The following is a 13,068-nucleotide window of genomic DNA, read 5'->3' as shown; positions in this document are numbered from 1 at the left end:
TACGAATCATCCATCCACTAGCGTTTGGGTCGGGTCAGAAGAACAGGTCTACTCGCACGTACACCGGATGCTCTCGTCTCTCGATAATGTCGGGTCGCTCCAGGGAGCGCGCGAAGCTGACTGACGCGGCCAGGTACTGGCCACGGGCGTTGAGTTCGATGGCGTTGCCACTCATGCGGCCCTTGGCGTCATGGTTGTAGCGATCGCCCTTGATCACCCCGACGTCATAAGCAAAGGCCAGGCCGTATTCCTGGACAAAGGGTTGCAGCGCTTGCCAGGTCACGGCACGGCGCCAGCGCAGCTGGTTGCGCCAGTAGCCGCCGCTGTTGCCGGAGAGGGTCTGGTCCTGGAAGCCGCGCACCGAATTGAGCCCGCCGAGGCTGATGCGCTGAGGGCTGAAGAGCACGTCCTCGCTACGCTGGCCGGTGGCCAGGCTGTCGAAACTGAAGTTCTCGTTCCACAGGCGAAAGGGCTGCAGGTAGCTCAGGGTCAGGCTGTACTTGTTGTAGCGCGAGACCGGCTCGCTGCCGTGAGGGTTGCCGCTGCCCTGGGCGTCCAGCGCGCCGATGCCCTGCTGCCAGCCGATGTCGGCGTTGACCAGGGCATTGCCGATGCGCCGCCCGTGGTTGAAGCCCAACTGGCTTTCGGTGATGCGGTTGCTGGAGACGTCGATCAGGTTGTCGTCGATGTAGTTGCGCGTGCGCAGCTGGCTCAGCCCCAGGCTCATCCCGGTCTTGCTCAGGTTGTCGCGGTGCAACACACGCTCGGCGCGCAACTGCTGGTTCTTGCTTTCGCCGTCCATGGTGAAGTCGAAGCCGGTGCTGTCATTGCGAGTGCGGTAGTAGCTCTGGCTGTAGGCGTAGCTAAAAGTCCACCAGCCCCAGGGCAGGCTGTAGAACAGGCTCTGATTGTCGGAATGGCGCCAGCGATCGCTGACCGCGTCCTGGTTGGCCCGCAGGCTCAATTGATCCGCCAGCCCCAGGGGGCTGTCCCAGTCCAGGCCGAGGCCCATTTGCTGCTCGCCGGTGCTTTTGTCGCCGCTGTTGTTGCGGGTGGCCGAGACGCGCCAGGGTTTCAGGCGCTGGCCCTTGAGCCCGACATGGCTGTCCCCCAGTGCCTCCCCCGGTGACAGTTCCAGCTCGACCTGGCGCGAAGGCAGGCGGCTGAGCTGGTCCACCAACTGCTCCAGTTCCCGCAGGTTCAGCACTTCGCCGGTGGTGCCGGGAAAGGCCATGGCCAGCTCCCGGGAACTGGCCAGGGCCGAGCTGTCCAGGCTTTCCAGGCGACCTTCGACAATGACGATGATCAATTGCCCCGACGCCAGCTCCTGGGCAGGCAGGTAGGCGCGGGTGGTGACATAGCCTTGTTGCAGGTAGTGGTGGGTAATGGCCTTGAGCAGGGTGTTGATCTGCGCCACCGACAGGCACTGGTCGCGATAGGGCGCCACCAGGCGCTCCTGATCCGCCGCCGAGAGGTGTTCGGCGCCTTTGAGGACCACGGTCTTGATGGTGAAACAGCGCTGCTCGCCAGGTTGCGGAGCAGGCTCGGGGGGCAGGGTCTTGCCGGGCAGTTGCTGCAGTTCGTCGAGGCGCTTTTGCTGTTCTTGCAGCAACTGCTGCTGGCGATCACGGATCAGATCGCGGTCACCCGGCGTCTGCAGCGGGGCGGCGGTGAGGGCAAACGAGCCGAACAAAGCACAAAACGCTACGACAGGCCTGAAACAGCCAAAACGCGACATGCCTTCCATTCCCTTGAGTCGCAGACGCCGGTACTAGAGCGGCCGCGCGGTGCATCCCGGCACCTGTTTTCGAAGGGGATAAAGTCTAAATGTAAAATTTATTACATTAAAAAAAAGCGACGAGCGGTATCTTTCTGATTTATCTCATTGAAATAAAAGATTTTTTGTGATCTTGAAATCGTAAACCTCGATGCGAACCAAGGCCCTGTGCCAGCCCGGTGACCTTGGTCCCATCGATTCAGGCTCACTTTTTCTTCAGGCAATCACTCATGAACGCCTTGCGCGCATCGCCCTTGAGGGCCTGAGCAGTGGCGGTGGCGTTGCACGATTTCATTCTTTCCTGGGGCGTGGAAGGTGTCGCTGCTGCCGCCGGAGCCGCCTTAAGGCAGGTGCTCATGAAGGCCTTGCGCTCGTCGCCCTTGAGGGCCTTGGCGGTGGCCTCGGCATTACAGGTGGTCATCTTGTTTTGCTGGGCAGTGGCGGCAAAACCTTGGGAGCAAAGCAGCAGGCCCACCATCAACAAAGGGATACGCAACATCTTCATGGAGTTTTCTCCTGGTCACCGCACCGATGGGCACGGCCTCCTGCGCAGTGTAGACAAAGCCTGTTACACCTTCACCTGTTCTGCAGGCTGGCCCGGCGGTACTGCTCGGGGGTGCAGCCGGCCTGGCGCTGGAACATCGCGATAAACGCCGAGGCGCTGCTGTAGCCCATGTCGAAGGCGATTTCCTGGACGCTGCGGGTGCTTTCCAGGGCCTCGATGGCCGCGAGGAAGCGCTGGCGTTGGCGCCATTCGCCGAAACTCATGCCCAGCTCGCGAACGAACTGCCGGGCCAGGGTCCGTTCACTGACATGGGCCTGCTGCGCCCAGTGGGCCAGGGGCTGGTGGTTGCCCGGTTCGGCCTGCAGGGCCTGGAGTACCCGCAGCAGCTCGGGGTTGCGGGCATAGGGCAGGTAACAGTCTTGCACCGGGGCCTGGCGCAATTGGTCCAGCGCCACCTGGGCCAGACGCTGGTCGGCCTCGCCCTCGGGGATCTGCACGTCCCGGGCGGCGAAGTCCTTGAGGATCGCCTTGAGGATCTCGCTGATGGCCAGGGTGCTGCCCTGCTTCGGCAGGTCCGTGCACAGTTCCGGCGCCAGCAGCACCGCTCGGTAGTTGATCGGTTGCGGAGTGTAGAAACTGTGGGGCGTCTGCGGCGGCACCCAGACCGCGTACTGTGGCGGCGACATGAAGCGCCGGCCGGCGATGTCCATGCGCATCACACCATGGGCCGAATACTCCAGGCAGCCCCAGGGATGCCGGTGCTCCAGGGCGTGGCTGTCGGCGGCGAAGTCGGCATAGCGGAAGTACACCGGCGCAGGCAGGCCGTGGAAATCCAGGAGATCGATGTGTTTTTTGCTCATGCTGTCCGGATGTCGGGGCAGGTTGTCCGGTTCGAAGTATAGGCATTGATCCGGACAGGAGGATAATCAGCCCTCATCAACTGTCTGGCTGTTTCCATGCAATACGCTTATCCACTGCTGGCCATCTTTATCTGGGCCGGCAATACCGTGATCAACAAACTCGCAGTGGGTGCGATCTTCCCGGCAGAGATCGGCTTCTACCGCTGGCTGCTGGCGGGCCTGCTATTCACTCCGTTCATGCTCAAGCCGGTGCTGCGGCACTGGCCGGTGATCCGCCCCAACCTGGGCCGGATCTTCATCCTCGGGGTGTTGGGCATGGCCGTGTATCAAAGCCTGGCCTACTTCGCCGCGACCCTGACCTCGGCCACCAACATGGGCATCATTCTTTCCCTGATGCCGCTGATGTCCCTGGCCATGGCCATTGCCGCCCTGGGCCAGCGCCTGACCGCCGGGGCCCTGGTAGGCGCCGGGCTGTCCTTTGCCGGGGTGCTGGTGGTGGTGTCTTCCGGCAGCCTCGCCGCGCTGCTGCAACACGGGGTCAACCTGGGTGACGCGATGATGCTGATCGCCACCCTGGCCTATGCGATCTACAGCACCTTGCTGAAGAAGTGGCAACTGCGCCTGCCGCCGCTGGTGCTGCTGTACCTGCAGGTGCTGGTGGCGGTGCTGGTGCTGCTGCCGCTGTTCCTGGCCTCACCCAAGGTCGGCCCGACCCTGCAGAACATTCCGCTGGTGCTCTATGCCTGCCTGCTGGCGTCGATGCTCGCGCCCCTGGCCTGGATGCAGGCAGTGGTGCGCCTGGGGCCAAGCCGGACCACGCTGTTTTTCAATCTGCTGCCGTTGATCACGGCGCTGATTGCCGCGGTGGTGCTGCATGAGCAACTGGCCTGGTTCCATTTGGTGGGGGGCTTGTTGACCTTGGGCGGGGTGGTTCTTTCCGAACGCTGGACCAGGGTGCTGGGGCCGGTCGCCGGCAAGCCGGCGGCTACAGGGCAACAGTGAGGGTCAGAGGTTGGCGGCCTTGAGGCGCCGGGCATGTTCGACGAACAGGCGGATCGGTTCGGCGCCCTTGCCCACCAGCCCCAGGGATTGGTTGACGATATCGAAGTGGTCCAGGGGGTAGTCGTCGCCGATGACCTGCCCCAGGTGCGAGCTGTAGCGCCCGACCATGCCGTCGCACTGGCCGGCCTCGCGGACGAAGGTGCGGGCGAACAGGCGGCAACTGCGGTTGGTGCCGTCGAACAGGTTGCGTCCGCGATTGGTCTTGCCCGGCTGCAAGGTGCCGGACCAGGAGTAGTAGCGCACGCCGCCGACCTCTTCCGCGCCCTGGCCGCCCCAGGTGGACGGCAACCCTTGAGGGTATTGGCGGTTGAACAGGGCCACGCCCTCGGTGGTCAGCGATTGATGCGAAGCGTGGATATCCACCGGCAGTTTCGGCCCGCGATAGCCGGTTTCCAGCAGCGTCATCAAGGCCGCGACACCCCGCAACAGCCAGCTCAGGACACGCCCCTTGAGGCTGTGGGCCGGGGAATGCCGTGCCAGGTAATCCGCCAGTTCGGAACCGTGGTTGGGACCTGCTACCGAAGTCACCGAGGCGACCCAGTCAGGGCGTTTGGCCGCCGCGTAACGGGCGGTCAGCGCGCCCTGGCTGTGGCCGATCAGGTTGACTCGGGGCGCACCAGTCTCGGCCATGATCCGCTGGACCTGGGCCAACAGTTGTTCGCCGCGCACCTCGCTGGAGTTGAGCGGCGACACCTGTATCGCAAACACCTGGGCGCCACCTTGGCGCAAGGCCGGAATGATGCCGTACCAGTAGGGATACAGCAGCAGGCGGACAAAACCGAGCATGCCGGGCACCAGTACCAGGGGGTAACGCGTGGCAAGCTCTTGGGACATGCGGGGACATCCTTGTGCGAAGGCGGCGGGGCTGGCTGAAAGCTAGACCATAACCAAGGCCGTCGTCAGCCCCTATGACGCTTTGGCGACAAACCGATGACAACCCGGCCCCGAGTTGCTACTTCAGCCCCACCACCCCGGCCACGATCAGCCCCACCGACACCAGCTTGACTGGCGTCAGGCTTTCCCCCAGCAGCATGAAGCCCAGCAGCACCGTGCCCAGGGAACCGATGGCGGTCCAGATCGGGTAGGCCACGCTCACCGGCAACTCGCGCATGGCCAGGCTCAGGAAGTAGATCCCGCCCAGCGCCGCGACCACCGTCAGCAGCGACGGCCAGGGCCGGGTAAAGCCCTGGGCATACTTCATGCCCATGGCAAACGTGACCTCGAAGGCCGCCGCCAGCAGCAGGAACATCCAGGCCATGGCGCCGCCTCCTCAGAAGGTCTGCGCCAGGGCCAACAGGCGCTGCCGGGCTTCGCCACAGGACTCCGCGAAACGCTCGGGCGCCGACTCCTCGCCTTCCGCCGCAACCACCGTCACATCCTCGATCCCGATGAATCCCAGGGCCGTGCGCAACCATGGATCGGCGTGATTCATCGCTTCATGCTCACCCCCGGGCCCAAATCCACCGCCGCCACGGCTGGTGACGATCAACACCTTCTTGCCCTGCACCAAGGGCTGGTACTGGGCCACGCCGTTGTCCAGCTGGGTGTTGAAGGTCAGCCCCAGGCGCACGATGTGATCGACCCAGGCCTTGATCCCGCTGGGCACGCTGAAGTTGTGCATCGGCGCCGAGATCACCAGGCGCTGATGGCCGAGCAACTCGCCGACCAGCTCGTCACTCAAGGCCAGGTCCGCCTGCATCGACAGCGGCCGCGCTTCGGGCTGTGGATAAAACGCCGCCGCGATAAAGGCTTCGCTGACATGGGGCAAGGAGCCCCGCCCGACTTCGCGCCGGGTCAGGATTGCCCCGGGATTGGCCTGTTGCCAGGCTTGTAGAAAGTCATCGGTCAGACGCCGACTGTGGGAGCGCTCGCCTCGTGGGCTGCCGTGAATCGCAAGAATTGTGCTCATCTGTTTTCTCGTGTACGAATTGACTGTAACGGCCTTGAAACCGGCCATGTTCCGCGTTAAAGCTAGAGCTACCGCGAATCACCCACAAATGAGCAAACATTCACTTGGATGAGCTCAATTCATCCATGGAGCCCGTCATGTTCGCCCACCTGCCCCTGACCGCCCTGCGTACCTTCGAGTCCGCCGCGCGCCTGCTGAGCTTCAAGGCCGCTGCCGAGGACCTGTCGGTGACACCCACCGCGGTGTCCCACCAGATCCGCAGCCTGGAACACTGGCTGGGGGTGCCACTGTTTGAACGCCTGCCCCGCCAGGTACGCCTGACGGAGGCTGGCCGCCGCCTGTTCCACAGCCTGCATGGCGCCCTGCTGGATGTGGCCCAGAGCGTCGACACCCTGCGCCCCAGTCCCAGCGCCGCGCAGTTGACCGTTTCCACTACTGCGGCCTTCGCCGCCCTGTGGCTGGTGCCGCGCCTGGGGCGCTTTTACGCCCAGCACCCTGGCATCAACCTGCGCCTGGACACTCAGTGCGAGGTGGTGGACCTGCAACAGGACGCCAGCATCGACGTCGCGATCCGCTACAGCCAGGACGGCTACCTGAATCTCCATGGCCTGTGCCTGTTCGACGAGCGCTTTGCGGTCTATGGCGCGCCGCAGCAGGTGGCCCTGGCCCGGCAGCAGCCACCGTCCCTGATCAGCGTGCATTGGCGCAATTCCAGGTTGTATGCCGATGGCTGGCAGGCCTGGTGTACTCAGGCCGGGGAAAACTGGCTCGACGCTCAGTTGCCAATCCGTTCCTACGACGAGGAGCAGTACGCCCTGCAAGCCGCCATTGCCGGTCAGGGCCTGGTGCTGGCGAGCAACATCCTGGTGTCCCAGAGCGTGGCCAACGGCCTGCTGCAAGCCTATCGGCCGGAGGTCCAGGTGGACGGCGCGGGCTATAGCGCCCTTTGCGTGCCGGGACGGGAGCGGCACCCTCCGGTGCGGGCCTTCCTCCAGTGGCTGCAACAGGAAGCGCTGCTGGCCGGGCATCCGCCCCTGGCCCGCAGTTGACCCCGGCGCAGACCACCGGGCACATCCGATAAAACTTTTTGCCACGCCCGGGACTCACAACCCAGGCAGTGATCAGGCCGAGAGAGCCTGGCGCAAAACGGATTAGCCCCAGGAGAGAGACATGAGCGACAAGCATTTATCCGATGTGAACACCCTGCGCGAACGGGCCCGCCAACACGTGGAGAACGGAGCCGTGACCGAGGGCTACAACGCCGACCGCGAGCAGGTGCTGCGGCTGCTCAACGAATCGCTGGCCACCGAGCTGGTGTGTGTCTTGCGCTACAAGCGCCACTACTTCATGGCCAACGGCCTCAAGGCCAGCGTGGCGGCCGACGAGTTCCTCGAACACGCGACCCAGGAAGCCGAGCACGCCGACAAGCTGGCGGAACGCATCGTCCAGCTCGGCGGCGAACCGGAGTTCAACCCGGACCTGCTGTCCAAGCACTCCCACGCCCAGTACGTGGCCGGCAACACCCTGAAGGAAATGGTCTACGAGGACCTGGTGGCCGAACGCATCGCCATCGACAGCTACCGCGAGATCATCCAGTACATCGGCGACAAGGACCCTACTACCCGCCGCCTGTTCGAAGAGATCCTGGCCCAGGAAGAGGAACACGCCGACGACATGGCGGACATCCTCAACGACCTGTAATCCCCTTCTCCAAGCCCGCCCCTGCCTACCGCAGGAGCGGGCTTGTCCGCGAAGCCCCAATTCTTCCTACTGGCTCGGCTTGACCGTCACCGGCGCCTTGCCCGAGCGCATCTGCTGCAGCAGCGGCGCGCACTGATTGGGCTCGTCACCGCTGGGCGCCACCAGCGCCAGCAAGCCTGCCGCCGGCCCGGCGATCAACCCCAACGCCACCATCCCGGCACCGCGCAGCACCAGCGGCACCGCCTTGACCCCGGCACTGGGCTTGATGAACTTGCCCTGCACATAAAGCGGTGAACGCAGGGAGAACAGGCGCAGCCCCTTGGATTCCGGCGTGATGGTCAGGTCCAGTTGCTCGGAGGCCATATTGGCGGTGCCATCGATGTAGATGATGGCGTTCTCGGTATCGAAGACGAACAGCCGAGACGTAGCCAGGCCGCTCTTGATGCCAAAGTCGGCGGCGGCGCAATTGATCTTCACTTCCTTGTCGCCAAACATCTTGCCGACCACATAGTTGCCGACGTTGAGCCCGGCGATTTCCATCAGGCTGCGGCTGATGGCGCCATCGTTGATCAACATCTTCAGGTCGCCGTTGGCGCTGCCCAGCAAGGCTGCCACCGAGTTGCCGCGTCCGGTGATATCGGCATCGCCGTTAAGTTCGCCGAAGCTGGTCTTCATCGGCTCGAAGGTCGGAAACAACTGCTTGAGCTTGAAGTTGCGCGCCGTCAGCCTGGCCCGGCCTTCCAGCGGCGTGGTGTGACCATTGAGGCGCACCTGGGCATCCAGCTTGCCCCCGGCCACGCCGAAGCGCAGGGGCTCCAGGCTGAGCTGGCCGTCGTTGAGCACCAGGTGCGTGTAGAGATCGGTGAACGGCAACTCGGCGCTGTGGACAATGCGCTTGCCGGTGAACTCCACATCGGCGTCCATGTCACGCCAGCGCTCGGTGCGGAACTCCTCCACCGGCAGCACCTTGTCCGCCGGCTGCTTGCTCTCGCCGCCCCGGGCCTTCTGCTTGGCGTTGGAGTCGGCACCAATCAGCGGCGCCAAATCGCTCATCAGCAACTGGTTGGAGACCAATGCACCGCTGAGCTTGGGTCGCGGCTGGCTGGCCACGTAGGTCAGGTTGCCGTGGATATCGCTGTCGCCGATCTTGCCGTTGAAATCCTGGTAGCTGAAGGTCGCACCCGCCGGGTCGCGGAGCTTGGCGGTCAGATGGCCGTCGGTGGCATAGGGCGGCGAGTCCGGCAGGGTCACCCCGGTCAGCGGGTAGAGATTGCCCAGGCTGGTGCCCGCCAATTTCAGGCGCAGGTCCAGGGCGCCCAGATTCAGCGGGTCGGTGAGGCTGCCCCGCAGCTCCACCTTGGTGTCGCCGATCTGCGCTTGGGCCTGCAGTGGAAACGGCTTGCGCCCGTCCTGCAGGGCCAGCAAGCCGCCGATCTTGCCGGTGCCGGCGAGCTTCTGCCCGTGGTACTGGCCCTTGACCTTGAGGGCGAAGGCATAGGCTTGGGCCGCGGCGCCTTTTTCACTGATTTTCTTCGCTTCGCTCTCACCGACTATGTCGCTGAAGGGAATGGGTTTGCCGAGCAGCTCTACCTGCAGGTCAAGCTGGGTTTTCAGGCTCTGGTCGTCCAGGGTCACATGGCCCTTGTCGAAACCGATGGCGCCGATGTCCACCGTCCAGTTGGAAGGCTCGGCCTCGGGGTCCTTCGGGTCGAACTTGAAGGTCCAGTTGGCGCGACCGTCCGCCAACCGCTGCAGCGCAGCATCGGGCTCGGTCAGATCGATACGCGGGATGCTGACCCGCTGGGCCAACAGGGCCAGGGGCGAGATGCGCAACTCGACCCGTTTGAGGCTGACCATCTGCGGCGCCTTGGACCACTCCGGGTTGCCCAGGGTCAGGTCCTGGGCCACTACGTGAGGCCAGGGCACCCAGGCCCGCCAACCACCCTCGTCGGGCTCGCGCTGCCAGGCCACGGACAAGTCGCCATTGATCGCGAAGGGCCGATGCAACTCCTCGGACACCTTGGCGTTGAGGGTCGGCTTGATGCGGTTCCAGTCGAAGAACGCGATCACCAGCACCAGCACGGCCAGTAGCAGGATCAGGCTGGCGACGGACCAGGCGAGGATTTTACGAGTGCGCGTCATTGCACGAGGCTCCTGAAGACAACTGAGCGCCAAACTGCGACGCATCGATGAAATGCCGATGGAAAATCACCGGCCATGAAAACTACGACTGACAAAGCCCACGCAGGTTTAATCCGGCGGCTCGATGCGGCGAAAAAACCTGAATTGCTGATCGCTTGGACAGCTTTGTGTTACCTCGAACCGCCCCTTCCTGAAGCGGGAGTGGGTCGAAAATACCCACCCTGGTGCAAAAGCCATCGGCGCTAAAGCCCGAGCTAGAGCCTTCGAGGCAAACAATCAATTCCGTTGATTATTACCATTGTGTTTATGAACTTTTATATCGATTTTGCGGCGGTAACATTAGCTCCGTACCCACTTTATCGCCCTACCAAGGAGCAACCCATCATGAAACGCCACCTCTTACTGAGCCTGACCTTATCCGTTCTGGCTGCCAACGCCTTCGCCCTGCCAGCCGCTGAACAAGCCACTCCACAGGTCAAGGCCAGCCACAGCGTGTTCACCCAGACCCTGGCCGAAGGCGGTTCGGACCGTCTGATCGAACGCAACAAAGTCGCTGCCGACGGTTACGAACGCACTCCACAAGGTCAGAGCGTTGCCGAAGACGGCTATGATCGCACCCCACAAGGCCAGAGCGTTGCTGAAGATGGCTACGACCGTACCCCACAAGGCCAGAGCGTTGCCGAAGATGGCTACGACCGCACCCCACAAGGCCAGAACGTAGCTGAAGGCGGCCGTGATCGCCTGGAAGAGAAAGGCCTGGTTGAAGACGGCTACAGCCGCACGCCTCAAGGTCAGACCGTTGCCGAAGGCGGCGCTGATCGCCTGGCTGAACGTCATCAAGCAGCGAGCTGAGGCCATGCTGGCCCTTAAAAAAAGCCCGATCCCTGGATCGGGCTTTGGCTTTTATGGCCCCGGCATTTTAGCCCTGACCTTCCCCGCTCTCGCCTGACTCCAGTTCGACTCCGGCAAAGTTGATTTGCTAGAGTGCGCCGCTCCCATTGAGCAAAGAACGCCCCGCCGATGCTGCCCCGCGCCGAACAGAAGCAACAGACCCGCAACGCCTTGATGGATGCCGCCCGGCACCTGATGGAGTGTGGTCGTGGGTTCGGCAGCCTGAGCCTGCGGGAAGTGGCCAAAGCCGCCGGCATCGTGCCCACCGGCTTCTATCGGCACTTCAGCGACATGGACCAACTGGGCCTGGAACTGGTCAGCGAGGTCGGCCAGACCTTCCGCGAAACCATCCGCCTGGTACGCCACAACGAATTCGTCATGGGCGGCATCATCGACGCCTCGGTGCGCATCTTCCTTGATGTCGTGGAAGCCAAGCGCGCGCAATTCCTGTTTCTGGCCCGTGAGCAATACGGCGGCTCGCTGCCGGTGCGCCAGGCCATCGCCACCCTGCGCGAGAACATCAGCTCGGACCTGGCTGCCGACCTGACCCTGATGCCCAAGCTGCAGCATCTGAATGCCGCCGACCTGAGCGTCATGGCCGACCTGATCGTCAAGAGCGTGTTCGCCACTCTGCCGGACATCATCGATCCCCCGGCCCAGGCCCTGCCTGAACACCTGACGCCGCAGGCGAAGATCACCCAGCAACTGCGCTTCATCTTCATCGGCCTGAAGCACTGGCAAGGCCTGGGCAGCACCGAGTAATACAGCCTGCCCCTCGCCCCTTTTCAATCGGCGTGCCCCGCTCTGGGTAGCGCGTTTGCGCCTGCTCGTCGGCCCGGCACCGGATTGCAGCAAAAATATTTCCAGCGCACCAACTCAGTGCTATAAATCAGCTCAGCGCGCCATTTTGTAACAAGATAAAACAAGGTTTTGCCCCTTTTTCAGGCGCAGTTCCGGTGTCGACAAAGGGTTTTTCCTCTCCTCCGGGCGATTGGCAAGGCCCTTGCTCTGGCTTGTGTATCGCTCATAGCTGGAAGCTTTCCGATGCTGGTGATCCACCGCAGAACCGAACCCCAAGCCACCTGGTCCGCCGAGCTGCACCTGACCTATGAGGCTCGCAGCAAAAGCCGTCTGCGCTGTTTCAGTGCCACAGGCGAAGACGTCGGCCTGTTTCTGGAGCGCGGCCAGCCGCCCCTGCACGACGGTGAGTTCCTGGCGGCCGAGGACGGACGCATCGTCAAGGTCTGCGCCCGCCCGGAAACCCTGCTCCATGTCACCTGCCGCAATGCCTTCGAACTGACCCGCGCCGCCTATCACCTGGGCAACCGCCACGTGGCCCTGCAGGTGGGCGACGGCTGGCTGCGCCTGCTCGATGACTACGTGCTCAAGGCCATGCTTGAACAACTGGGCGCCAGCGCTGAAACCATCGAGGCGCCGTTCCAGCCCGAACACGGCGCCTACGGTGGCGGCCACCATCATTCGCGCCACGGCGATGAAGACTTCAACTACCCGCCGCGCCTGCACCAGTTCGGCGTGCGTCAATGAACCCAGCCTGGGCCCTGCTACGCCTGGCCAGCCCACAGCTGCCGATCGGTGGCTACAGCTATTCACAGGGACTGGAAATGGCAGTGGAGCAACAACGGGTGAACGACCCGGACAGTGCCAGGCGCTGGATCAGCGATCAGTTGCTGCTCAACCTGGCGCGCTTCGAGGCTCCGCTGCTGCTCGCCCACTGCCAGGCCGCCGCAGATCAGGACTGGGCCAGGCTGCAGCAACTCTGCGAAGAACATCGGGCCAGCCGTGAAACCCGCGAGCTGTACCAGGAAAGCCGGCAAATGGGCTATTCCCTCAAGCAATTGCTCGAAGGCCTGCCGGAACTGGACGGCGGCGCTCGGGAGCTGCTGGCGCACCAGGACGAACCGCACCTGGCCCTGGGCTGGGCCCTGGCCGCCCGCGCCTGGCACATCAACCCCGAAGACGCCCTGGCGGCCTGGCTCTGGAGCTGGCTGGAAAACCAGCTGGCGGTGCTGATGAAAACCCTGCCCCTGGGCCAACAGGCGGCCCAGCGTCTGACCAGCGAGCTGCTGCCGCAGCTGCAAGAGGCCCAGCGCCACGCCACCCACCTTGACCCCAACCACCTGGGCAGCGCCGCTTTCGGCCTGTCCCTGGCGAGCATGGCCCACGAGCGCCAGTACAGCCGCCTGTTCCGTTCCTAGGAGAA

14 protein-coding genes are annotated in these 13,068 nt (G+C 63.7%); 7 read left to right on the top strand and 7 right to left on the bottom strand.

Annotation, left to right across the window (positions count from 1 at the left end):
• Nucleotides 1-34: 34 nt before the first annotated feature.
• The 3 genes from PFZ56_RS08970 to PFZ56_RS08960 all read right to left on the bottom strand — a co-directional run bounded on the left by PFZ56_RS08970 (nt 35) and on the right by PFZ56_RS08960 (nt 3,142).
• Entirely contained in the window at nt 35-1,738 is a 1,704-nt protein-coding gene (locus PFZ56_RS08970) for a ShlB/FhaC/HecB family hemolysin secretion/activation protein (protein WP_170001567.1), read from the bottom strand.
• 244 nt (nt 1,739-1,982) lie between these two features.
• Nucleotides 1,983-2,282 (bottom strand): PsiF family protein, encoded by a 300-nt coding sequence (locus PFZ56_RS08965; RefSeq protein WP_102862950.1) that lies wholly within the window; start codon nt 2,280-2,282, stop codon nt 1,983-1,985.
• A 71-nt stretch (nt 2,283-2,353) separates the two neighbouring features.
• Nucleotides 2,354-3,142: a helix-turn-helix transcriptional regulator gene (locus PFZ56_RS08960; protein WP_102862949.1), complete on the bottom strand. Its 789-nt coding sequence runs from the start codon at nt 3,140-3,142 to the stop codon at nt 2,354-2,356.
• Nucleotides 3,143-3,238: 96 nt separating this feature from the next.
• On the opposite strand from PFZ56_RS08960, the gene PFZ56_RS08955 reads away from it, so the two are divergent.
• Nucleotides 3,239-4,144, top strand: coding sequence for a DMT family transporter (locus tag PFZ56_RS08955; protein ID WP_170001568.1), 906 nt, complete (start codon nt 3,239-3,241; stop codon nt 4,142-4,144).
• Nucleotides 4,145-4,147: 3 nt separating this feature from the next.
• Here the strand turns inward: PFZ56_RS08955 and PFZ56_RS08950 are convergent, their stop codons facing one another.
• The 3 genes from PFZ56_RS08950 to PFZ56_RS08940 form a co-directional block, all read right to left on the bottom strand.
• On the bottom strand, nt 4,148-5,038 hold the full coding sequence (locus tag PFZ56_RS08950; RefSeq protein WP_102881985.1) for a triacylglycerol lipase: 891 nt from the start codon (nt 5,036-5,038) through the stop codon (nt 4,148-4,150).
• Between the two features lie 118 nt (nt 5,039-5,156).
• Complete coding sequence (locus tag PFZ56_RS08945; protein WP_110650918.1) at nt 5,157-5,462, bottom strand: multidrug efflux SMR transporter; 306 nt, start codon at nt 5,460-5,462, stop codon at nt 5,157-5,159.
• A gap of 12 nt (nt 5,463-5,474) precedes the next feature.
• Nucleotides 5,475-6,113, bottom strand: coding sequence for an FMN-dependent NADH-azoreductase (locus PFZ56_RS08940; protein WP_123391281.1), 639 nt, complete (start codon nt 6,111-6,113; stop codon nt 5,475-5,477).
• 125 nt (nt 6,114-6,238) lie between these two features.
• Here PFZ56_RS08940 and PFZ56_RS08935 point away from each other — a divergent pair, with 125 nt between their 5' ends.
• Together PFZ56_RS08935 and PFZ56_RS08930 are read left to right on the top strand one after the other, a co-directional pair.
• On the top strand, nt 6,239-7,162 hold the full coding sequence (locus PFZ56_RS08935; protein ID WP_170001569.1) for a LysR substrate-binding domain-containing protein: 924 nt from the start codon (nt 6,239-6,241) through the stop codon (nt 7,160-7,162).
• A 121-nt stretch (nt 7,163-7,283) separates the two neighbouring features.
• Nucleotides 7,284-7,814: a bacterioferritin gene (locus PFZ56_RS08930; RefSeq protein ID WP_102881989.1), complete on the top strand. Its 531-nt coding sequence runs from the start codon at nt 7,284-7,286 to the stop codon at nt 7,812-7,814.
• A 66-nt stretch (nt 7,815-7,880) separates the two neighbouring features.
• Here PFZ56_RS08930 and PFZ56_RS08925 read toward each other — a convergent pair whose 3' ends face one another.
• Nucleotides 7,881-9,956, bottom strand: coding sequence for an AsmA family protein (locus tag PFZ56_RS08925; protein ID WP_102881990.1), 2,076 nt, complete (start codon nt 9,954-9,956; stop codon nt 7,881-7,883).
• 384 nt (nt 9,957-10,340) lie between these two features.
• Between PFZ56_RS08925 and PFZ56_RS08920 the strand changes: the two genes are divergently transcribed.
• The 4 genes from PFZ56_RS08920 to PFZ56_RS08905 all read left to right on the top strand — a co-directional run bounded on the left by PFZ56_RS08920 (nt 10,341) and on the right by PFZ56_RS08905 (nt 13,063).
• Nucleotides 10,341-10,808, top strand: coding sequence for a hypothetical protein (locus tag PFZ56_RS08920; protein ID WP_102881991.1), 468 nt, complete (start codon nt 10,341-10,343; stop codon nt 10,806-10,808).
• Nucleotides 10,809-10,976: 168 nt separating this feature from the next.
• Entirely contained in the window at nt 10,977-11,609 is a 633-nt protein-coding gene (locus PFZ56_RS08915; protein WP_102862940.1) for a TetR family transcriptional regulator, read from the top strand.
• A 282-nt stretch (nt 11,610-11,891) separates the two neighbouring features.
• On the top strand, nt 11,892-12,392 hold the full coding sequence (gene ureE, locus PFZ56_RS08910) for an urease accessory protein UreE (RefSeq protein WP_170001570.1): 501 nt from the start codon (nt 11,892-11,894) through the stop codon (nt 12,390-12,392).
• Nucleotides 12,389-13,063: an urease accessory protein UreF gene (locus tag PFZ56_RS08905; protein ID WP_170001571.1), complete on the top strand. Its 675-nt coding sequence runs from the start codon at nt 12,389-12,391 to the stop codon at nt 13,061-13,063. Before ureE ends, PFZ56_RS08905 begins: the two co-directional genes overlap by 4 nt.
• Nucleotides 13,064-13,068: the final 5 nt, after the last annotated feature.

The organism is Pseudomonas danubii (assembly GCF_042980055.1).
GTDB lineage: Bacteria > Pseudomonadota > Gammaproteobacteria > Pseudomonadales > Pseudomonadaceae > Aquipseudomonas > Aquipseudomonas danubii.
The sequence above is the reverse complement of the archived record's forward strand: the minus strand, read 5'-3'. Positions and strand labels throughout refer to the sequence as shown.